Origin of the sequence: Mesorhizobium sp. IMUNJ 23232 (assembly GCF_044326205.1) — a bacterium.
Taxonomy (GTDB): Bacteria; Pseudomonadota; Alphaproteobacteria; order Rhizobiales; family Rhizobiaceae; genus Kumtagia.
Genome location: NZ_JBIRCY010000080.1, coordinates 1 through 21,106 on the forward strand (window position 1 = coordinate 1; position 21,106 = coordinate 21,106).

Sequence of the window (21,106 nt, forward strand, 5' to 3'; positions counted from 1 at the left end):
GCCACTCGCCTCGCACGGGCGCGCATCGAACCTTCATACATCATCGCCTGGTCACTCTGGCGACGAGCACATCAGGCCGCTGCACGACGAGCACACCTCAAATCAAAACCGCAACTGTAATGCTAGGAAATCTGGCGGAGGGAAAGCAACTGAAACCCAACATTCTCCACCCTGTAAGTGGACTTGCCTAAGACGAAGCCCGGTCGAGTCTCTGACATCGCCCGCTTAGGCAGACCATACTGCAACGGTTTGCCATAGGAGAGCAGAGTCATGCAGCGCGCGGCAGAACATTGGCTATTGGACACAGATGTGGCAGATGTGATGACCCGATGTTCGTTGCAACGTAACAGTCGACACGCCGCTCCCAGTTGAAAGTCGGAGAAGGGACTCTCCGCCACGAGTTCCGGTGTGAGGAACGAAATTCCGATGTGAGGCGCGATGACAGCGCACATAACTTTTGAAACTCTCTGGTACGCTTCTGAGTGGTTGATTAGGTTTGGCGCGCTTGCGACAGTTCCGCTACGTCGTTCGCCCTCCGCGGCGGCAAGCTGGCTATTGCTCATCTTTTTCTTTCCAGCGCTCGGGCTGCTTCTATACCTTTTCATCGGCCGTCCGCAGTTTCCCGTCGCGCGCCAGAAACGCGCCCGCGAACTGCGCGCCTTTCAGCTTGACGTCGCCGAGCGGCTTGAGAATGGCTCAAGCGGAGATCGCGGTGAAACAGCCGATTTTGCCCAAAAGCTGGGGCGAATGCCGTGCGTCGACGGCAATTCGATCGAGCTGATCGATGACTATGACAAGGTCGTCGAACGGCTGCTAGCGGACATCCATTCAGCGGAGCACACAGTGGATTTGCTCGTATACATCTTCGCGGATGATGCCGTTGGTAAATGCATCACGGTCGAGCTATGCGAGGCAGTGCAACGTGGTGTCCGATGCCGTGTGATGTTCGATCCGGTGGGGTCACACCGCTGGCGCCGAGGCACGCTGCGTTTGCTTCGAGACGCTGGTGTCGAGACCCGGGAAGCGCTGCCAGTGCATCTGATCTTGCGCCGCACCCGTGCTGACATGCGCAACCATCGCAAGCTTTTTGTGATCGACGGCCTGATCGGCTATGCGGGCTCTCAAAACCTCGTCGCCAAAGATTTCCGACCGGGCGTCGTCAATCGAGAACTGGTGGCCAGGATGAGTGGACCCATCGTCGCAAGCCTTGCTTCCACCATTTCAATTGACTGGGCGATGGAGGCCTTTGATCGTCGAGATCCTTCTCCGGTCGCGATTCCCGCCATGTCCGGTGGGGTCCGAGCTCAACTGTTACCGAGTGGAGCCGATTATCCTCTGGAGGGTTTCGAAACACTCTTGGTTTGGCAACTCCACCGGGCACGGCAGCGAGCGGTTCTGGTGACCCCCTATTTTATACCTGATGAAAGTATCATCGGCGCGATGTGCAGCGCCGCCGCCCGTGGCGTTACGATCGACCTTGTTGTGTCCTCGGTAGTCGATCAGAGCATTGTGCATCTCGCTCAATGCTCCTATTTCGAGCAGCTACTCGCCGCTGGGATCCGCATCCACCTCTACCGAGAATTCCTGCTTCATGCCAAAAACGCCAGCATCGACAAGGATATTGGTATCGTAGGATCAAGCAATGTCGATTTCCGGTCGTTCCAGCTCAACGAGGAAGCGAGCATACTGCTCTACGATCGCTCCGTCATCGACCGGCTGGTCGAGATTCAGGACGGATACATTCTGGCAAGCGACCCGGTCGCATTGGACGCCTGGCGATCTCGTCCACGACTAAAGCGGCTATCCGAAAACATTGCTCGGATCATGAGCCCGTTGCTTTAAGGTTGGCAATACCGACACCAGATCAGTGCTGTGGGAAATGAAACTTGCCCAAAGACTGGTAGCACCCGACCATGCCCTCCATCGCCATCTATTAGGCACTCTCATCGAGTAGCCACCAACTTTGGTCAACGCAGCCCGTCACAGCTGTGATTCAATCGGCAAGTGGCGAACTAAACGCGCCAGACACTTCCTGTAGAGGCTGGCGCCAGGCTCGTGGCGATAGGTGTGCGTGCTGCCATCGACATCGTCCTGCCAACAGAGTTGACCGCCTTCGATTAGGACGCGATAGCTGGTTTGCGAGGCCTTCTCGCCGTCGATCCGTTCAATAAGTTCGGCGGTCAATCTTTCGTCCTCGAAAAGCACGCCCATCTCGGAATTGAGTGACACCGACCGAGGATCAAAATTGAACGAGCCGACAAAGCCCATCCTACGATCGACCGTGAATGCTTTCGTATGCAGGCTGGCCCCCTTCGAACCAAAGACCGAGATGTTCCTCTCGCCATTGAAAGGCTGCAGTTCGAACAGTTTGATCCTGGCCTTGAGAAGAGGAACCCGATAGTTGGCATAGGCACCGTGGACGAAAGCTACGTCGGTTGCGGCCAACGAGTTGGTCAGGACCGAAACATCAACACCACGCTCGACCAGCCCAGCCAGCAGTGACAAGCCCGGTTGGCCGGGAATGAAATACGGAGACACGATCTCGAGGTTCGATCGGCTCCCTGCAAGGATAGGCAACAACTCGTTTATCAGCCATTTTTCCGGCGTGTCGCCGAAGACCTTGCACGCTGGATCGGAGATGACGCGTGCATTCTCCGTCCAATGAACGCCGCTGCCCATTGAGATGAACTCATCGATGGTCATTCGGGCGCTGACATTGCCGAAAATCTTGTCGTCGTCACCAATGCTGCCGGCACCGAGGCTGTCCAGCCGGTCGGCCGGCACTGAGGGATGAAGCGTGTCGATGCGCCGCGCTGCCGCGCAGTTCCAATAGGCCTCAAAGATATCTTGCGTTTGTTGGACTGCGGCCCCCTGAAGCAGAAAGTCAAGATCGCGAAAATTAGTATCGGCAGCACCGAAATAGGCATCACCGATGTTGCGGCCGCCGACGATCGCAATACGACGGTCGACCAGCCAGGCTTTGTGGTGCATTCGGCGGGTCATCGCAAACAGCCGGGAAACAAGCTCAAAATAGCGCAGCCAACTGCCGTTTCTCATTCCGCTGGGGTTGAAGAGCTTAAGCTCAATGTTTTCGTGGGCATTGAGTGAAAGATAGGCCGCATCGTTTACCTGGGGGTTCATGTCGTCAAGCAGGATCCGCACCCGAACGCCGCGTTCGGCCGCGCCCACGACCTCCTGCATAAGTGCCCGGCCGGAATGATCGTCGTGCCAGAGGTAATACATCAGATCGAGGCTGTGGATCGCGCTGCGAGCAGCAAGCACACGAACCGCCATCGCATCGAAATTGTCGGAAACGAGTTGCAGGCCTGTTTTGCCAGCCTTGATCCTGTCGTCGGCGGATTGTGTGATGCCCAGGTCCATGCAAGCCCGCTAAAGCCGTGTTGGCCTACGTAACGTGCGAAAGCATTGCAGGTTGCGTGAGAGGCTGAGCTGCGCCGGCAAGATTCAGTTGCGCCTTGAGAGGGAGATGATCGGAGGCCAGCCGCGCCAACGGGCTTTGATGGACTTCGATGCGCGATATCAGGCTCGCGGGGCGCGCCAGGATACGATCAAGCGCCAGCAATGGAAAACGGGAGGGAAAGCTTGGCAGGACAGCATGGATCGGCCCGAAATGCGGCAACAGCGTATTAAGCGACGACCGGTTGCGAACCCGCCATTCATTCAGGTCTCCAAGCAGGATTGTGGGCCGCATGACCGGATGGGTCGCCTCCAGAAGCGCATGTGCCTGCCGCGACCGCGACCGGCGCAGCAGCCCAAAGTGTGCCGCGATAACCCTCAGCGCCACACCGCCAATTTCCAGGTCGACTATCAGAGCTCCGCGAGGTTCCAGGCCTGGCAGTTTGACCTGTCGAAAACCTTGAACAATACCACGTCTGACGAGGATGAGATTGCCGTGCCACCCGTGGCTGTCGTTCCGCTGAGGATGCGTCGGGATGAGACCGGTCTTCTTTCGCAAGGCGACAAGGTCGAGAAGCCCACGCCTGTCGCCGATGCGTTCGTCAGCCTCCTGCAGCGCCACAACATCGGCATCGAGCTCGCAGATGACGTCGACGATACGCGCTGGATCGAACTGGCCGTCGACGCCGACGCATTTGTGAACGTTATAGGAGGCAATAGTCGTGCATGGGACGTCACCGTTCAGTTCGATCGATCTGGGAGCTTCCCGCCGAAATGCTGCGGCGAGAGATTGCGGCAGCGTCGGCGAGATTTCCATCGGCAATTCGTCAAGCGGCAATTTTTGAACCGTGAAGTGGTTGATGAACAAGACCTTCAAGACAATGCGACAACCGGCAGGCAGTTCCTCGTGGCAGTCAAGCTATGAAACAGTTCTGCCGCCCCTTCGCCTGGAACGCTGGTGATGGCGATTGCATTAGGGGTGATGCTCATCGCGACATACAACATCAACAACATCAATCGACGCCTACCAAATCTGCTGTCCTGGCTTGAAGCAAGAAAGCCGGATGTGGCCTGCCTTCAGGAGCTGAAGTGCCTCGACCGCGACTTCCCCGCTGCCGCGTTGGCGCAGGCCGGCTACGGCGCGATCTGGTTGGGACAGAGAACATGGAACGGTGTCGCAATTCTTTCGCGCGGAACCGAGCCCGTTCTGACGCGCACCACGCTTCCTGGCGACGACGCCGATCTCCAGAGCCGATACATCGAGGCCGCAGTGGCAGGCGTCCTCATCGCCTGCATCTACGCGCCAAACGGTAATCCGCAGCCCGGTCCAAAGTTCGACTACAAGCTCGCGTGGCTCGACCGACTCCAGAGGCACGCGACGCGGCTTCGCAAGAGCGGTGCACCGGTGGTGCTGGCCGGCGACTTCAACGTTGCGCCGACAGAACTCGACATCTATCCGACGAAATCCTGGGATGACGATGCCCTTGTCCAGCCTGAAAGCCGCGCAGCCTTTCGCAGACTGGTAGGTCGAAGTTGGACCGACGCGCTTCGCGCTCTTCATCCTGAAGAGCGTGTCTACACATTCTGGGACTACAAGCGGAACAGGTGGGCTCGCGACGCTGGATTGAGGCTCGACCATCTTTTGCTCACTCCGGACCTATCTCAGCGTTTGGTCGCTGCAGGGGTTGACCGTGACATTCGAGGGCTCGACGGCGCGAGCGATCACGCTCCGGCATGGATTGAGCTGAGATTACGGGAGCGTGTGTGAATGCCTACGCGACCGAGAAGTCGGTATTGGTGAGGGCCAGACCGACAGCGAGCTTGGCGAACTGAATGCCGGTCGCCCCGCCGAGCCCGTCGGCGTCGTAGAAAAGTTTTCCCGTATCGGATTCGTAGACGATGCGGTCGGTCGCATCGGCCGCAAGCCCCGTGGTGTTCGCCCGGAATGCGGCAAAGGCCAGAATGCCTGGGGAGAGTGCCTTGAACATCGCGTCCGACAACAGAAAACGGTCGTCGACGACGTTGAAGTCGCCGATCGTGTCGACACTGTTTGCAGCGGGCGCGGTGTTGAAGACGAACGTGTCCTTGCCCGCGCCTCCCTGCAGGGTGTCGTTGCCTTCGCGGCCTTCCAGGCGGTTGTCGCCCGCGTTGCCAGTCAGGCTTTGCGCGAACGCGTTGCCGGTCAGATCGACAGCGCTGACGGCCTTGGAGTTGCTCGTTGTCATGATCTCGATGCCGACGCCGTCCGCCAGCCGGTAGTCCACCGACGTGCTCACCCGGTCGGCGGTTCCGCCGGCGGCACTGGCGCTTTCAATGATGACATCGCCCGAATTGTTGATGCGGTAGATGTCGTTGCCGCCGCGCCCGGCCATGGTGTCGGCCCCGCCGAGGCCACCGTCGTTGAGGATGTTGTCGCCGTCGTTGCCGGTGGTCGACTGGGCGAAGGCGTTGCCGGTCAGGTCGATGCCGTTCACGCCCTTGGAATTGGTCGTCGTCATGAGTTCGACGAAGACACCGGCCTTCAGCACATAATCCACCGACGCGCTCACCTGGTCGGCCGCGCCCTGCGTGGCGCCCTCCGCGATCGCGTCGCCGGAATTATTGACGATGTAGATGTCGTTGCCGCCGCGCCCGGCCATCGTGTCGGCGCCGCCGGCGCCGCCGTCGTTGAGGATGTTGGCGCCGTCATTGCCGGTGATCGACTGGGCAAAGGCGTTGCCGGTAAGGTCGATGCCGGAGGTGCCGGTCGAACTGTTGGTCGTCAGGATTTCGATGCCGATACCGGCCTTCAGCACATAGTCGACCGCCGCGCTCACCCGGTCGGCGGTGCCGCCCGCGGCATTAGCGCTTTCGACGACAATCTCGCCCGAGTTGTAGACGCGAAAGATGTCGTTGCCGCCGAGGCCCTGCATCGTGTCGGCAGCGCCACCGCCGCTCGACAGCACATTGTCGCCGGCGTTGCCGGTGATCGTCTGCTTTAGCGCACTGCCGGTAAGGTCGATCTTCGTGGTGCCAGCGCTCGACGTGGTGCGCAGGATTTCGACATCGACGCCGGTGCCGATACTATAGGTCGACCGCGCCGCGACCACGTCCGCGGTCCCGTCGCCGGCGAATTCGGAAACCTGGTCCTTGAGGCTGTCGACATAATAGATGTCGTTGCCGCTGCCACCGAACATCTTGTCGTCGCCGGTGCCGCCGTCCAGCGTGTCGTCGCCGGCCTCACCGAACAACTGGTCGTTGCCGGCGTCCCCGAACAGCTTGTCGCCGAGGTCGGCATCGCCGCCATTGCCGTCGCCCGACAGGCTGTCATCGCCATTGTTGCCATGCAGCGTGTCCGATCCGTCGCCACCCAGCAATTCGTCGTTGTTGTTGCCGCCGTTGAGGGTGTCGCTGCCGCCGAGGCCGTTCAGCAAGTCCACGAAATCGTCGCCCTGGAAGAAATCGTCGTCCTCGTCACCGAAGGCATCGCGGAAGCCGTGGATAATGTCTCCCCTGACTTCTCCGAGTTTTGTATCGGTATGCAGTGCGGCGAGTTTTCCGGGGCCGAGGAAGGTAACGATCGGATCGATCTGCGGGTTATCGAGATTGGGGAAATCGATCTCCGGCTGCGCGCCGCTGACGACCTGCATGTCCCTGAGAACGGTGACGACCTGGTCCTTGTTGCCATTGAGGTCGCGCGTATAGGTGACGGCGAGATTGCCGTCGGGCGAGCGCGCCAGATAGGCGTCGGAATTCTGCGTGCCGTCACCCTCGCCGCTTTGGTTGAAGCCGAGATTGGTCACGAATACAGAGCCTTGGAAGCTTCCGTTGAAGTCGACCTCCCTGACGAAGATGTCGATGCTGCCGGTGAACTGCCCGTCCGTCTCGCAAGCCACCGCAAAGCCGCCATCGACCGCGACGATGCTTGGGTTGCGGGCAACGACACCGGCGTCCCACAGCACTGTCGGCCCGGTCACCACGTCGCCGTCGGACTCGTAAACCGCGTACAGGATCGCCGTTTCTCCCTTGCCGTCGGGGCGGGTCCAGGCAAGCGCGACATTGCCGTTGTCCAGCACGGTGATGCTGGCGTTGTCGTCATCGGCGGCCGAGCTATCCACCAGCACGGTTTCGACCCGCGTGCCGGATGCGTTCCAGATGTCGAACTGGATGTCGGAATCGCTGGGAAAGTCCATCTGGTAGGAGACGACGAGATTTCCCTCCTTGGTGGCTGCCGCGTCGATGTTGACCGCGGCGGGATTGGTAAACGAACCGCGGCTGCCGACCTCCCCCACGCCGGTCTTGCTGTCGTAGTAGCGGACGAAGGTCGTTCCGGAATCCTCTGTCACCACCGCCAGGCGCCCATCGGCCAACTGCACGACCGAGGCATTCTTGCCCGGCTGGTCGTCAAAACTTGCAATCGCCTTGCCGGTGCTGCTGTAGATGACGCCATCGACACCGCCTGCCGATTGCCCGACAATCACGAAGCCGCCATTGGCGAGCGCGATCATGTCGGCATCGGAGGTGATGGCGCCGGGGTCGATAGTCTCGTCGAAGTCGAAGATGCTGCCGGCGGTCATGGTCATGTGTCGGGTTCCTCATCGGCCGTGGGCGGCCGGAATGATCGGAAACGGCAAGGGAGGTAAAAAAGGCGCGCGGAGTTCCGTTGTGCGCCCACGCGCATTCGAGGATGCTTTGCGGACTACAGAGCCCCGCGCACTCCCAGCAGTCAGGAGCCCGCGGCTTAAATTCAGCGAATGTCCGTCCACACCGTCCCCAGCGCAATCGGCGGAAGTCAAACTTCCCGCGCGCTCATTCCCCAAGAAAGACTATGGCGGGGCTGACCGGGCTTCGCAAGCCTTACATGTGACGAAACCGGGCACGCTTGGAGAAAATGACAACTTCGCCACAAAAAATTGCTGAGAATTCGGTTGGCCTCGCTCGCGGAATTATTCGTGGAGCTTACGGCCGCAGGATTTCAACTTTCACCCCGCGTCGCAAATACTTCTACGTCCCGCCGCAAGCTTCCAGCGACCTGCACCCATCGAGAGAAGCATTGAGCTCCGCCGGCGCAGCGCAGCTTCGACCGATGGGCATCAATTCGGGCGCGTGACCCGGACCAGATGCGGACTGAAGGATTTGGGCCAAACGCTCCGCGGAATGAAACCGACCGAATTCCGTACACCCTATGCGACGGAAAATCCGCGTTCGTCAGGGCTAGGCCGACGGTGAGCTTGGCGAAGTGAATGCCGGCCAGGCCGCCGAGCCGTCGGCGTCAACGGGGCTCGCTGGCCGTGGCAAATACATCAGTCGGCGTCGCGCCGTCCCGACACGTTCTGATGCGCTGTCAGAAGCCCGGTGCACCGATCTCGCGATAAAACTGCAGCAACCTGTGCGCATCAATATTGAACCGGCCCTCGATCCAGCTGTGATACCCTGCCGCCAATTCGGCCGGCGGCGCCTTGCCGGCAAGGCCGGCTGCGATGAGGTGGCCGGCGGTGATACCGGAAAGCAGGCCCTTCAACACGCCGTGCGATGAAGTTGGGTCGAGAATGGCGGCGGCGTCGCCGGCAATGATCCATCCCGGTCCCGCGGTCCGCTCCGCGAGCCGCCATGTCACGTCCGCGCCGCGCGTACGTCCAAGCGGCGCGAGGTCGATGAGTTCCTCCGGCGGTCCTTCGTCAGCACCGATGGAATCGAACCGGACCGTGGTCCATTGGTAGACGCTGGGGCGCACCCGCGCGGTCCAGGTCCATCCCGAGGCCGTGCCGACGAGGAGCGGGGCCTCGTCGCGGGCAGGGCAGGCACCCTCGACATAGCCGTATCGGGCGATCAGCTGCGGCGAGCGTGGCGGGCTCCTGATCTTAAGCGCACGGGCGAGCCAGCGTGCGGCACCGCTGGCATCCACCACCATGCGGGTTGTGATTTCGCCCTCGGCAGTCATTACACCGCACACGGCGCCATCGCGGATGATTGCATCGAATACGGCACAGCGCTCGCGCACCTCGACGCCGAGCGCTCGGGAGTGTTCGAGCAGCATGGCATCGAAGCTGGCGCGCCAGACCTGAAAGCCGGCCCACGGGCCGGCGGTGTCGCCGCCGAAAGACTCGTAGCGCCTCGGCCTGCCCCACTCGATCCAGATACCGCCATGGCGCACGCCGATCACGCCAGGGAGTTGGTCGGCAACGCCAAGCTGGGCCAGGACCGGCTCGACGCCCGGATGGAGCGTCTCGCCCGGTCGATCACGTCCAGCAGCCTCGCGCTCGCACAGCACGACACGCAAGCCTTGCGTCGCGCAAGCGATGGCCGCCGCGCTTCCCGCCGGTCCTCCGCCGACGACGACTACGTCGGCATCGAACGGTCGGTCGTCCACGATGGGCCGTCGCGCTGGAAGAGAACCGTGTTACCGGAAACGTACATCACCGCCTGCTCAAGCACCTCGAGATGGGTCGTGTGCATGTCGGCCGGGTCAGGCTCTTCCTTGCCCCAGCGATAGACGTGGAAGCGGTAGCGTCGCGGCCCTTCGAGCTCTGTCCCCGTCGCCTGCTGGGCCTCGCGCAGCCCGTCATCGTCGCCGGCAACCGTGCGGAAAGAGATGACAGCCCAAGCCGATTTGGCTTGCAGCACCTTATAGACCGCCGCCTCGGCGCCGAGGCGCAGCACGAACCTAAGATCGTGGATGCCGAGCGCCCAGTAGACAGCCTCCATCGCCAGCACCCGCGCCTTGTATTCGGGCGCATCGACACGCGCGGTCAGTGCCGCCGTCATCGTTCCGACAATATCGATGTAGTCGACGCGATAGGCATTGGGATAGGCAACCACCGGCTTGTTGCCGACCGTGATCAGGCGAGGTCCGCGCACGCCGTCCCAAGGCAAGTATCGCCCGTCCGCAAGCGGCTCGCTGCCGATCTCCTGATCGGTCAGTGGCACGATGGTCGGATAGGGGTAGACCGCTCCGCCGATGGCCTTGTCTGGCGGGAAGGTGCGTGTCGAGTCCGGGGCCACGCCGGGCCAGTAGGCGCCGAGTGCGGCGCAGAGCTTTGCGTCCTCGATGAACGGGGAGCCCAGACCGTAGCCGGCCATGAATTTCTGCAGCGGCTTGTTGGGATCGGTGTAGAAGATGTTCTGGCTGGTGTCCCAGCCTGGGTCGAACAGGCCCGGCGAGCCGTCCGGCAAACCGGTCTTGCGGACGTGCCACGGACCGCTGGGCACCTGTGCCGGGGAATCCCCGTCTTGCGGCTGGGTGACGATTGTGGTGATCGTCGTGTCTTCGAGACTGAAGCCAACCGGCAGCGTGATGTTGGCAGCCATGCGGATCTGCGACAGCGCGAGCGGATGCAGCGCCCACAGGGCGTCGCGGATCGGCGCCGGAACCTCGGTCTGCCACCACACCATCAGGTCGCGCTGGGTCACATTCGGAAAGAAGTCGGGCAGTGCCACCATGGCATAGGCATGGTGCACCTCTTCGACGTCCTCGGCCAACTGCGGGCAGTGCGCCTCGATCCAGCCATCGCCAACCCCGTCGTAGTAATGCAGCGCCTCATAGCCGCCGGCTGCGATGATCGCGTCCATGTCGGGGTGCTCGTTGAGGTTCTCGATCTGGCCGTTGGGCAGGACGCGGTGGCGGATGTTGATGTATTCAGGTGCCGGTCGTTGGGTGTTTTGCGCCGCATCGAGCATAAAGCGCGGCTCCTCCTGATCGTCGGCAATCGGCAGGATCTGCATCGCCGAAAGCTGCAGGTTCAGCGGATCCGAGGTGTAGCGGCCGTCCACCGGGAAGGTGAGCAGGCGCCCCTCATATTGCGCCTGAGTGACCAGCGGATTGGGACGCGGCTCTAGCACGCCGTGGCCGAAGCCGGCGCGCGTCGAGAAGGAACCGATCTTCTCATCCTTGATCATAAAGGGGAAGTTTTCGAGATCCTCGCCGCGCCAGTTGTTCTTGAGCCCGGCGAGATCGAGGAAGCGATGGAACTGGGCGAGGCCGTCGTTGCGCAGGCCGCGGCGCAGCTCGACCTCCAGATCGAGGCCGGCGATGCACTCGCTGCCGCTGAACAGCTTGTGGATGGGAACCCAGAAGGAGAGCTTGTCGTCGCCGGGCTGTGGATCCTGAGGCCCGAAGCTGGGCGAGGCACCCTTCATCTCTACCGCCAGATATGGAGCGAAGCGGCGAGGCGTGACGCGGAAGTCAAAGGGTCGTGCGTCGTCGAGCGCAACGAAGCCGCGGGCCTTGGGGTCGTAGACCGGGCCGACCGTGCCGAGCCGGGCGATGCCCAAGCGCGCGAAGCAGAGTTCCGCGTGCCGGCCATGCACCGACATCGGCGCGTTCTGGTACTGCGGGGCGAACACGACGACACCGAGCGGCGCGCCGTTGGCCCGATTGCGCAATTCGTCGAGCGAGGGCGGGACGACGCCGTAAATATAGTTCTCGACCGCCTCGATCTCCGCCAGTGTCGGGAAGCCGCCGAGCTCCTTACCCGCACGGTCGGCCACGACCGTCGGCGAGGCGAGGGCGTGATAAAGCAGGCTCTTGTCCGGGTTGCCCGGCTCGACGGCGCGCACGCCCGCGACCCAGAAATCGCCGAAGCCGGGATAGCTGCGATCGATGCGCGGCAGCGGCTTGGCAAGCGCGGCCGCGAGGTCGTCGGCGCCGATATCGAGGTCGCCGCCGGTAACGTCGAGCAGCAGCTGCCGCCAGCCGAGCGGTGCGAGCCGTTCGCGCATCGCAGTCACCGGATCGATCAGAGATGATGTGTCGTGGGCTAAGGCCAGCGGCGATCGGGCGATGGTGAAGGCGCCGATCCCAAGCGCGCTGTATGTCAGGAATTGCCTACGCGTGGTCATTTTCTACCCCCCTCTCCCGCTTCCATGGTCTCTCGATATTTGTGGCGTGCACCCGCGACGCCCAGAACCACGTCGTTGACCACCAACGCGGGGTTATTACTGAACGACAAATAGCGCTGGGTAGTCAACAATCATCCAAGCTGACCTAACATAGGAAAACTGGCCGTCGCGAATTGTTGCGTGGACCCATCAGAGAGATCGATCGAGCTCATTTGATCTGTGTCGTACCTCGTTGGCTCCTCGGATCATTATGGGCGAGAAATGCATCGCCACTTGCCATTTGAGCGTCAACCGGCGCTGTGTTTAGTCTATATTTGACGAATTGGCGCAAGTCGCGGATTTCTGTGTAGAGCCGTGCATAAACTGGGGTCGAGATGGATCAAACTGCGACCGGGCTAGACATTACGCCACCGAAAAGTCCGCATTCGTCAGGGCCAGGCCAACGGCGAGCTTGGCGAACTGGATGCCGGCGGCGCCACCGAGGCCGTCGGCGTCGTAGAACAGTTTTCCGGTGTCGGTCTCGTAGATTATGTGATCGTTGGAATCCTGCGCCAGCCCGGTCGTGTTGGCACGAAAATAGCCCGACAGCATCACCCCGGTGTTCAGCTTGGTGAAGATCGCGTCCGACAGCAGGAAACGGTCGTCGGCGACGTTGAAGTCGAGGATCGTGTCGACGTTCGCCGTCCCGAGTTTCGTGTTGAAGACGAGAGTGTCTTCGCCGCCAAGCCCGCGCAGCGTGTCGTTGCCCTCGCGCCCTTCCAACCGGTTGTCACCGGCATTGCCGATGATCTCCTGGGCAATCTCGTTGCCTGTAAGATCGATGGCCGACTTGCCCGATGAGCCATTGGTGGTGAGGCTTTCGACATACACTCCGGCGCCGAGCTTGTAGTCGACCGCCGCCATGACCCGGTCCGCCGTGCCCTGGCTTGAGGTCTCGACGATTGTGTCGCCGGAATTGTAGATGCGGTAGATGTCGTTGCCGCCGAGCCCGCTCATCGTGTCGGCCTTGCCAACGCCGCCGTCGGAGAGCACGTTGGCGCCGGCATTGCCTATGATCTCCTGGTGCAGCGCGTTGCCTGTCAGGTCGATCGCCGCCGTCGCGGCCGAGCTGTTTGTGGTCAGCATCTCGACATAGACGCCCGCCCCGAGCGCATAGCTGACCGAGGTCATGACCCGGTCGGCGCTGCCCTGGCTCGCCTCCTCGACGACGATGTCGCCTGCGTTGTAGACGCGGTAGATGTCGTTGCCGCCGAGGCCGCGCAGCGTATCCACGCCGCCCACCGCGCCGGAACTCAGCACATTCTCGCCGGCATTGCCGACAATCTCCTGTGACAGTTCGTTGCCGGTGAGGTTGATGGTGCCCTTGCCGCTGCCCGAGGTGGTGGCCAGCGCCTCGATCGCCCATCCTGCCTTGAGCGCGAAGCTGACGCCGGCCAGGACGCGGTCGTTGCCGGCGGTGTCCTCGATCAGGTCGCCGGCATTGTAGACGACATAGGTGTCGTCGCCGCCGAACCCGCGCAGGATGTCCGCCGCGCCCTTGCCGCCGTCGTGCAGCCGGTTGGCGCCGGCCCCGCCGATGAGGGTCTGGGCAAACGCGTTGCCAGTCAGGTCGCGCGCGAAAGTGCCGCCGGGGTCGTTCGACTGCAGCACCTCGACATGAGCGTCCGCCGCCAGCACATAGCTCGAATGGGCATTGACCGTATCGAAGCCGCCGTTGGCGATCTCGATCACCAGGTCGTCGCTGTTGACGTGATAAAAATCGTCTCCGCCCAGCCCGCGCAGCGTGTCGCCGCCGCCGGCGCTGTTTAGGACATTGTTGCCGGCATTGCCGGTGATCGTCTGCTTGAAGGCATTGCCGGTTAGCACGATCGGGTGGGTGCCGGTCGAACTGCTGGTGCTGAGCGCCTCGATCTCGGCCGTCGGGAAAAGCGAGAAATCGGAGCTGGCCAGCACCCGGTCGTAGCCCTCGCCGATATTCTCGCGAACCCGGTCGCTGTTCGTATAGACGCGGAACGTGTCGTCGCCCTCGCCGCCATAGAGCGTGTCAGCCGCGTTGTCGTTTCCGCCATTCAGCGTATCGTCGCCGTCAAAGCCGCGTATTGTGTTGGCGCCGGCATTTCCGGTGATCGACTGCCCAAAATCGTTGCCCTCATAGGTAAAATTGCCGGTGCTCGACAGATCACGAGCCTTGAGCGTGCCGATCGCGAAACCGGACGCCAATGTGAAACTGCCCTCGGCGAGAAAGATGTCCGAGCCGCCCCCGCTGTTGAACGTCGTGACGCCGGCAAGCCGCGCCGCGGACACGATGAACGTGTCGTTTCCGGAACTGCCATAAATCTGTTCGATGCCGGTGATCGCACTCGGCGTAACGAGGTCCAGCGTCCCGGCCTTGGTCAGGGTGATGCGGTCGGTTCCTTCTCTGCCATGGATCTGGTCGCCGAAACCAAGGGTGCCCGGCGCTACCTTGATGACCTCATTGATGCCGGTGCCCTCGATGATCTCCTGCGCCGACGTGGTCGTGCCAGTGAACGTTGTTGGCGCTGGAAAAGTGCGGCTGAAAATCCCCGTGCCGGCGCCGTCGGCCTGCGTCCAGCTGACGATGAAGGAGCCGTTCTCCGACGCAGAGATGGTCGGCTGCGACTGGTCCCCATCGACCGTCGCGGTGACGAGAATTTCGCCGCCCACCTTCGCGCCGCTGGCGGAATAGCGTTGTGCGTAGATGCCCTGGCCGCTGCCGTCCTGCCCATCCGACGACCACACGACCGCAAATCCGCCATTCGTCAGCGCCGTCACCGTCGCATCGAACTGGTTGGCGTCGAGCGTCGTGTTGACGCGGAACTCGCCGCCGAAGCGGCTGCCGTCCGCGTTGAATATCTGCGCGCGGATGTCGTATCCCGTATCGTTCGGGCTAGCCGACTGCCACGAGATCACAAACTTTCCACTTTGCAGCACCTCTATCCGCGCCAATTCCTGCACGCCGAGGTTGCCTATGTTCACGGCGACGATGCTGCCGCGCTCGCTGCCGTCCGCGTCGTAAAAGCGCATGAAAATGTCGGAGCTGTCCGTTCCGTTGGCGTCCCACACTGCGACAATGCTGTTGTCGGCGAGGCCGGCGACATTGGGCGCCCTGTCTCCGCCAAAGTCGTTGGCCGCGAACACCGTCTTGGTGCCGCCGATGGGTTGGTCCGTGGACGAATAGAGTTGTCCCTACATCGTGCCGAAGACGCCCCAGGTAACGAAATAGCCGCCGTTCGGAAGGTCCGTTACGGCGGTGCTTTGTACGATTGAGACAAACCCAGCCCGCGGCGAGTGGTAAGCGACCTGAAGCTGGGGGCCCACTGAACCGTCGGCGAAAAATCGCTGGGCGTAGACCCAGGATTGTGTCCCATTCAAACCGTCCGGCGTCTCCGCATTGCCATCAAAGACGGATACCACCACGAAGCTGTTGTCGGGCAGGGCTGTTATCGACGGCCGGATGGCGTGGGGAATGTAATTGACGAAGGTTCTGGCCGCGCCAATCTGAAATTCACCAATCGAATTTCCGTCCGGATCGTAGCGCCGCGCTCGGTAGGTAAAGACATCGGTGTCGGCATCTGGTTCCGCCTGGTTCTGCCAGACGACGAATTGGCTTCCGTCGGTGCCGGTGGCGATTGCAGGATTGTACTGGCTGCTTGTGGGATCGACGTTGATCCGCTTTTCGGCGCTGGGGCGTGTTATCGTCGTCATGAAGTCTCCACTGGGCATCCACGGCAGGAATACAACCGGCCACCCGCAGGATTTGTAGGGCAGATTTTATCAATGACCAGTTGAAACTTGCCGGCGGTCCGAGTCTGACTATCGTCTGCGCGGCATGTGGCGATAGGCAGCCCGATTCGCCTTGCTTCAAGTTTCGTATGATGGCCTCGACGGTGATCCCACGACGGGCCTCTCCAATGTTGGGAACTGCCCAATTCAAAACCTCGGCTTGAGGTACGCATCGGCGGGCCGGGTTCCGAACTCCCATGGCTTCTGCTCGTGCAACCGTAGTTTGGTGACGCGGCTGCGCGAAACTGGCGAAAGGCCGAGCTCGGCGGCGTACTTGTGCATGATCTCCAGTTGCTTGGTTGCGATCGCCAGCCATGGCGATTGCTGGATGTAGCCAGAGGGTAGCTTGATCAGCAGTGGCGTCTCCGCCAGTTTCCGCTCGGCTTCGACCCAGCGGCCGTAGGCCTGGCAATAGGCCGCAAGCACTGCGCGGTCGTTCTCGCCGATGATGCCGCGCAGATGCAGCTTCGCGGCAAGTCGCTTCCATTCCGTCTTGGCGGTTGGGCTCAGATGTGCAGGACAGGTCGGCGGCTTTGGTTTGCGCCGGGAGCGCGAACCTGGATCGTCATCGCCGTCGACGAGGTAGAGCTGTGGTTTGGGCTTGCGTCCACGCATCATGGCCTCCGGACAAGACGTTGCCTCAGGCGCTCGCTGCCTTGGAAATGGTGCTGCCCGTCGATATCGGCGAGATGCTTGAATAAGCGACGAAGGATGTAGGAGCGGGCCAGCGATGCCGCGGTGAAGATGGCCGCGATCAGACCGTCGGTGGCCAGTGTCGTTTCGATGCCGAACTGGGGATAGGCAAGCCGCTGCACGATGATGGCGACGATATAGCCGGCGATGACGTTGGCGAGGGCCTCGATGAAGGAACCCGTGCGCGACTGGCTGCCGTTGTGTAGCGGTGGAAGCGTCGTCACGACCGGGCCTCGTCATGAGCGTGACTTTCCTCGCCAATCCGCTCCGCCCGCACCTCCTCAAAACTCTGGCCGGTTGCCTCCAGTGTCACAACCTCGCCGGTAAAATCCTGCCAGCGAGTGATGGTCACATCGACATAGCCAGGGTTGAGTTCGATGGCATGGCAGACACGGCCTGTCATCTCGGCAGCGATGATGGAGGTGCCGGAGCCGCAGAACGGTTCGTAGACGGCCTGGCCGGGCGAGGAATTGTTCTCGATTGGCCGCCTCATGCACTCGACCGGCTTCTGGGTGCCGTGACCTGTCTCGGATTTCCTATGCGGTATCTGCCAGACCGTGGTCTGTTTGCGGTCGCCGGACCAATGGCCTTTCCTGCCCTTCCTGACCGCGTACCAGCAGGGTTCGTGTTGCCAATGGTAGTCTCCCCGGCCGATCACCAGGCGGGTCTTGTCCCAGACGATCTGCGAGCGAATGGAAAAGCCGCAGGCTGCCAGGCTTTCGGCCACGGTGGCTGCGTGTAGCGCGCCGTGCCAGACGTAGATGACATCGCCGGGAAACAGCGCCCAGGCCTCGCGCCAGTCGGCGCGGTCGTCATTCAGCACGGTTCCCTTGGCAAGATCGACATCGGCATGGTCGGGAAGCTGGCTGCGCCATGCCGGATCATAGGCCACGCCATAGGGTGGATCAACCACGCACAGGTGTGGCTTCACCCCGGCGAGCACCTGCCCGACGTCGGTGGCATCGGTACTGTCACCGCAGATCAGCCGGTGCTTTCCGAGCAGCCAGAGGTCACCCGACCGAGTGACGGGTTGTTTCGGCGTCTCGGGAACGTCATCGGGATCGGTGAGGCCTGCCGTGCCACGGGCGAGCAGCGAAGAAACCTCCACTTCACCAAAGCCGGTGAGCGCCAGATCAAAACCCATGGACTGCAGATCGGCCAGTTCGACGCCGAGCAGGTCGATGTCCCAGCCGGCATTCAGAGCCAGCTTATTATCGGCAAGGATGTACGCTCGCCTCTGCGCCTCGCTCAGACCGGCAAGCTCGATCACCGGCACATCGGCCATTCCAAGCTTTCTTGCTGCCAGCAGCCGTCCGTGCCCGGCAATGAGGCCGTTATCGCCATCAACCAGGATGGGGTTCGTCCAGCCGAATTCCCTGATCGACGCGGCGATCTCGGCCACCTGCCGCTCCGAATGCGTGCGAGCGTTGCGGGCATACGGGATCAGCGCCGAGACCGGGCGGTATTCGATTGCGAGACGCTCGTCTGAATGCCGAGTTACCCCAGACTTTGTCGAGTGGATCGCGGCCCTTTCGACGCAAATGTTAGGGCCAGAATGGCTGAATTCTGCGGTTTCGGGCGGTGCGTTCATGGGCAGATACCCCATCCACAATTTCGCGGCAGTGCGTACGAAGCAGCGGGCCGGGTCTAGGGTTCAATCCCTACCAGCTTCTGACCGCCCCCCCCCCCCCGGGTCATTGGCGGCGTGCCACAATCGCCAGGGGAATGACTACGATGCGGATTCTACCACGGCAGTTAAGGCCATGATATCCTGACATTTTCCGACATTTGTACGCAGGAGCACGCAGTGGGCCGCTGACGACTGGCGACACGCCTTGAGTACAAGTGCGCTACCTCGAAACACGCCGTAGGTCTGGGATGGGGCCGCAAGCAGAATGGCGGCTTTTGGCACCCGTAGGGCGATAGCGGACGTTCAGTCGGTGGACCAAGCTCCGAAGCGACCTGATGTGGACCTTGTGCGTCGACGACTTGGTCCGCCGCGGTAAACCCGAAGTTGCCGTCCGCAACCGCAAGAAGTATGCATGATGGCAAGGCGCTGGCGGGAGGTTTGGCACAGTAATATTTGCGCTCGCAAGCAACGAAAATTAGGCGTATCGTGGCATATCGTCGGTCGCTAATAAATCGGCTGGCGACTGAGAGCGCAAGACTCCCGCATCAGACTGGGCGCGCTGGAATTCACAACTAATCGACGCGCTCACGAGACTATCTGCCTCTGCCGAACCTCTTTTGCTCGGTTCCGGCCAGGATTGCCTTTTGCAATTCGGAGAGGAGGGATCCGATGCCGATTATCCAATCACGCCGCCGATTCCTGGCCGGCGCTACAATGGCAGGCGCTGCCGGTATCGTTGGTCTCCCAAAGCCACTCCACGCAGAACCGCCGCTGGAAACGACCACGGTTCGACTGCCGAGATGGGTTGGTGGCGCCTATTGCTGGGCAGGCACCTATATCGCCGGAGAACTGATGCGCTCGGAGGGCTTGACCGACGTTCGCTTCGTGGAGGGCGACAGGAGCGTCGACCACTCGGAGTGGATCGCACGCGGCCAGACCGATTTCTCGGTGAACTTTCCGCCGAGTCAGATCGTATCGATCGACCGCGGTGTGCCAATCAAGGTGCTGACCGGGTTGCACTCGGGATGCCTCGAACTGATCGCCAAGGAGAACATCGGCAGCATCACGGACTTGCGGGGCAAAAGGGTCGGCGTGGACGGGCTCAACAACTCGCGGCACGTGTGGCTGACCCTCATGTCCGCCTATGTCGGGCTCGATCCCGTGAACGATATCGAATGGGTCGTGTCGGAAGACGCCACACCGACGGAGCTCTTCGTCGAAGGCAGGATCGACGCATTCCTCGGCACGCCGCCCCAGCCGCAGGAACTGCGCGCCAGGAAGGTCGGCCACACGATCCTGAACAATGCCGTCGACCGCCCATGGTCACAGTATTTCTGCTGCATGATCTCCGCGACGACGGACTACGTGGACAGGCATCCGGTGGCGACCAAGCGGGTCTTGCGATCCATCCTCAAGGCTGCCGACCTCTGCGCGTCGGATCCTCAGTGGGTGGCCCGGCAGATGGTCGATCGCGATTTCGTCCCGTCGTATGACTTGGCCCTCCAGACGCTGAACGATATCCGCTACGACACATGGCGGGACTTCGATCCTGAAGACTCCATGCGGTTCTACACACTGCGCATGCAAGAGACGGGCATGATCAAATCGAGCCCGCAACAGATCATCGCCGCCGGAACGGACTGGCGCTTCCTCGACGAGTTGAAGCGTGAGCTGAAGACGTGAGGGAGGAGCCCATGCAGATCATCCAGAGCCGCCGTCATTTCCTGGCAGGCGTTCTGGCGACCAGCAGCGCAGGATTGTTCAACGCGGGTCCATCCAATGCAGCCGAGGAGCTGCCCCTCGAAACAACCTCGGTCCGCCTGCCGCGGTGGATCGATGGTGCCTATTGCTGGGCGGGCCTGTATCTCGCTGGGGAGTTGCTGCGCGCCGACGGTTTCACCGACGTCCAATACATACAAGGCGACCCCAAAGTCGACCAGTGGGTGTGGATCGCAAACGGCGACACGGATTTCAGCGTGAACTACGTGCCGGTCCATCTAACATTCATCGACACTGGCGTGCCCATCAAGGTGCTTGCCGGGCTGCATGCCGGATGCATGGAACTGATCGCCAACGACAGCGTCAAGGACATCACAGATCTGCGTGGCAAGCGTGTAGGCACGTTCACTCTCGATTCACTGAGCTACACGATGGTCGCCCTGATGGCTGCCTATGTTGGGCTGGATCCCGCCAAAGACATCGAATGGGTCATCTGGAAAGGCAAGGCAGCGGAAGGCTTTGTCGCGGGAAAGTTCGACGCATTCCTGTTCACGCCACCCGCACCGCAGCAGCTGCGCGCCAAGAAAATCGGCCATACGATCGTCAATACGACTGTCGACCGCCCCTGGTCGCAGCATTTCTGCTGCATGGTCTCGGTTGCTGAGGGCTACGTGAACAAATATCCAGCGGCGACGAAGCGGGTGCTAAGGGCCATCTTCAAGGGCGCCGACCTTTGCGCGTCGGATCCGTCATCAAGTGCCAGGCAACTGGTCGATCGAGGTTTCGTCCCAAGCTACGACTACGCTCTCCGAACGCTGAACGACACACGGTACGACGTCTGGCGGGAATACGATGCCGAGTCTTCCGTGCGCTTTTATGCCCTCCGCATGCGCGAGACGGGCATGATCAAATCGAGCCCGCAACAGATCATCGCCGACGGAACGGACTGGCGATTTCTGGACGAGTTGAAGCGTGAGCTGAAGAGCTGAGTTTGCCAGTCACGACCAGGCTGAGAGGAGACTTCCC

General features: G+C 61.6%; 14 protein-coding genes and 1 pseudogene. 5 read left to right on the forward strand and 10 right to left on the reverse strand.

What is annotated here, in order from left to right; all coding sequences use genetic code 11:
- Positions 1–438: 438 nt before the first annotated feature.
- The gene (cls, locus tag ACH196_RS33755; RefSeq protein WP_396651228.1) at positions 439–1,842 is read left to right on the forward strand and encodes a cardiolipin synthase; all 1,404 of its coding nucleotides are present in this window, start codon (positions 439–441) and stop codon (positions 1,840–1,842) included.
- Between the two features lie 138 nt (positions 1,843–1,980).
- Here the strand turns inward: cls and ACH196_RS33760 are convergent, their stop codons facing one another.
- Both ACH196_RS33760 and ACH196_RS33765 read right to left on the reverse strand, forming a co-directional pair.
- The gene (locus ACH196_RS33760; protein WP_396651229.1) at positions 1,981–3,381 is read right to left on the reverse strand and encodes a phospholipase D family protein; all 1,401 of its coding nucleotides are present in this window, start codon (positions 3,379–3,381) and stop codon (positions 1,981–1,983) included.
- Between the two features lie 25 nt (positions 3,382–3,406).
- Positions 3,407–4,234, reverse strand: coding sequence for an endonuclease/exonuclease/phosphatase family protein (locus ACH196_RS33765; RefSeq protein WP_396651244.1), 828 nt, complete (start codon positions 4,232–4,234; stop codon positions 3,407–3,409).
- 165 nt (positions 4,235–4,399) lie between these two features.
- Here ACH196_RS33765 and xth point away from each other — a divergent pair, with 165 nt between their 5' ends.
- Positions 4,400–5,185, forward strand: a complete 786-nt coding sequence (gene xth / locus ACH196_RS33770; protein WP_396651245.1) for an exodeoxyribonuclease III — start codon at positions 4,400–4,402, stop codon at positions 5,183–5,185.
- Between the two features lie 4 nt (positions 5,186–5,189).
- Here the strand turns inward: xth and ACH196_RS33775 are convergent, their stop codons facing one another.
- The 8 genes from ACH196_RS33775 to ACH196_RS33810 form a co-directional block, all read right to left on the reverse strand.
- A complete protein-coding gene (locus tag ACH196_RS33775; protein ID WP_396651230.1) occupies positions 5,190–7,979 on the reverse strand; it encodes a calcium-binding protein in 2,790 nt (929 codons plus the stop codon).
- Between the two features lie 761 nt (positions 7,980–8,740).
- Positions 8,741–9,766, reverse strand: coding sequence for an NAD(P)/FAD-dependent oxidoreductase (locus ACH196_RS33780; protein WP_396651231.1), 1,026 nt, complete (start codon positions 9,764–9,766; stop codon positions 8,741–8,743).
- Positions 9,736–12,234 carry a hypothetical protein gene (locus ACH196_RS33785; RefSeq protein ID WP_396651232.1) on the reverse strand — a complete coding sequence of 833 codons (2,499 nt, stop codon included), beginning with the start codon at positions 12,232–12,234 and terminating at the stop codon, positions 9,736–9,738. Before ACH196_RS33785 ends, ACH196_RS33780 begins: the two co-directional genes overlap by 31 nt.
- 402 nt (positions 12,235–12,636) lie before the next feature.
- Entirely contained in the window at positions 12,637–15,393 is a 2,757-nt protein-coding gene (locus ACH196_RS33790; RefSeq protein WP_396651233.1) for a hypothetical protein, read from the reverse strand.
- 48 nt (positions 15,394–15,441) lie between these two features.
- Positions 15,442–15,960 (reverse strand): hypothetical protein, encoded by a 519-nt coding sequence (locus ACH196_RS33795; protein WP_396651234.1) that lies wholly within the window; start codon positions 15,958–15,960, stop codon positions 15,442–15,444.
- 225 nt (positions 15,961–16,185) lie between these two features.
- Positions 16,186–16,653: a phage terminase small subunit P27 family gene (locus ACH196_RS33800; RefSeq protein WP_396651235.1), complete on the reverse strand. Its 468-nt coding sequence runs from the start codon at positions 16,651–16,653 to the stop codon at positions 16,186–16,188.
- A complete protein-coding gene (locus ACH196_RS33805) occupies positions 16,653–16,955 on the reverse strand; it encodes a hypothetical protein (RefSeq protein ID WP_396651236.1) in 303 nt (100 codons plus the stop codon). The genes ACH196_RS33800 and ACH196_RS33805 overlap by 1 nt, the downstream gene beginning before the upstream one ends.
- Entirely contained in the window at positions 16,952–18,253 is a 1,302-nt protein-coding gene (locus tag ACH196_RS33810) for a site-specific DNA-methyltransferase (protein WP_396651246.1), read from the reverse strand. Before ACH196_RS33810 ends, ACH196_RS33805 begins: the two co-directional genes overlap by 4 nt.
- A 777-nt stretch (positions 18,254–19,030) precedes the next feature.
- On the opposite strand from ACH196_RS33810, the pseudogene ACH196_RS33815 reads away from it, so the two are divergent.
- The 3 genes and pseudogenes from ACH196_RS33815 to ACH196_RS33825 all read left to right on the forward strand — a co-directional run.
- A pseudogene (locus ACH196_RS33815) lies at positions 19,031–19,108 on the forward strand (twin-arginine translocation signal domain-containing protein); the annotation flags it as partial.
- 105 nt (positions 19,109–19,213) lie between these two features.
- Entirely contained in the window at positions 19,214–20,044 is an 831-nt protein-coding gene (locus tag ACH196_RS33820) for an ABC transporter substrate-binding protein (protein ID WP_396651247.1), read from the forward strand.
- Positions 20,045–20,055: 11 nt separating this feature from the next.
- The gene (locus ACH196_RS33825) at positions 20,056–21,069 is read left to right on the forward strand and encodes an ABC transporter substrate-binding protein (protein ID WP_396651237.1); all 1,014 of its coding nucleotides are present in this window, start codon (positions 20,056–20,058) and stop codon (positions 21,067–21,069) included.
- The last annotated feature ends 37 nt before the right edge of the window (positions 21,070–21,106 follow it).

Coding starts and splice junctions, on each gene's coding strand:
- cls (WP_396651228.1), top strand. CDS start 439: ATGACAGCGCACATAACTTTTGAAACTCTCTGGTACGCTTCTGAGTGG.
- ACH196_RS33775 (WP_396651230.1), bottom strand. CDS start 7,979: ATGACCATGACCGCCGGCAGCATCTTCGACTTCGACGAGACTATCGAC.
- ACH196_RS33800 (WP_396651235.1), bottom strand. CDS start 16,653: ATGCGTGGACGCAAGCCCAAACCACAGCTCTACCTCGTCGACGGCGAT.
- ACH196_RS33785 (WP_396651232.1), bottom strand. CDS start 12,234: ATGACCACGCGTAGGCAATTCCTGACATACAGCGCGCTTGGGATCGGC.
- ACH196_RS33795 (WP_396651234.1), bottom strand. CDS start 15,960: ATGACGACGATAACACGCCCCAGCGCCGAAAAGCGGATCAACGTCGAT.
- xth (WP_396651245.1), top strand. CDS start 4,400: ATGCTCATCGCGACATACAACATCAACAACATCAATCGACGCCTACCA.
- ACH196_RS33765 (WP_396651244.1), bottom strand. CDS start 4,234: ATGGAAATCTCGCCGACGCTGCCGCAATCTCTCGCCGCAGCATTTCGG.
- ACH196_RS33825 (WP_396651237.1), top strand. CDS start 20,056: ATGCAGATCATCCAGAGCCGCCGTCATTTCCTGGCAGGCGTTCTGGCG.
- ACH196_RS33820 (WP_396651247.1), top strand. CDS start 19,214: ATGCGCTCGGAGGGCTTGACCGACGTTCGCTTCGTGGAGGGCGACAGG.
- ACH196_RS33760 (WP_396651229.1), bottom strand. CDS start 3,381: ATGGACCTGGGCATCACACAATCCGCCGACGACAGGATCAAGGCTGGC.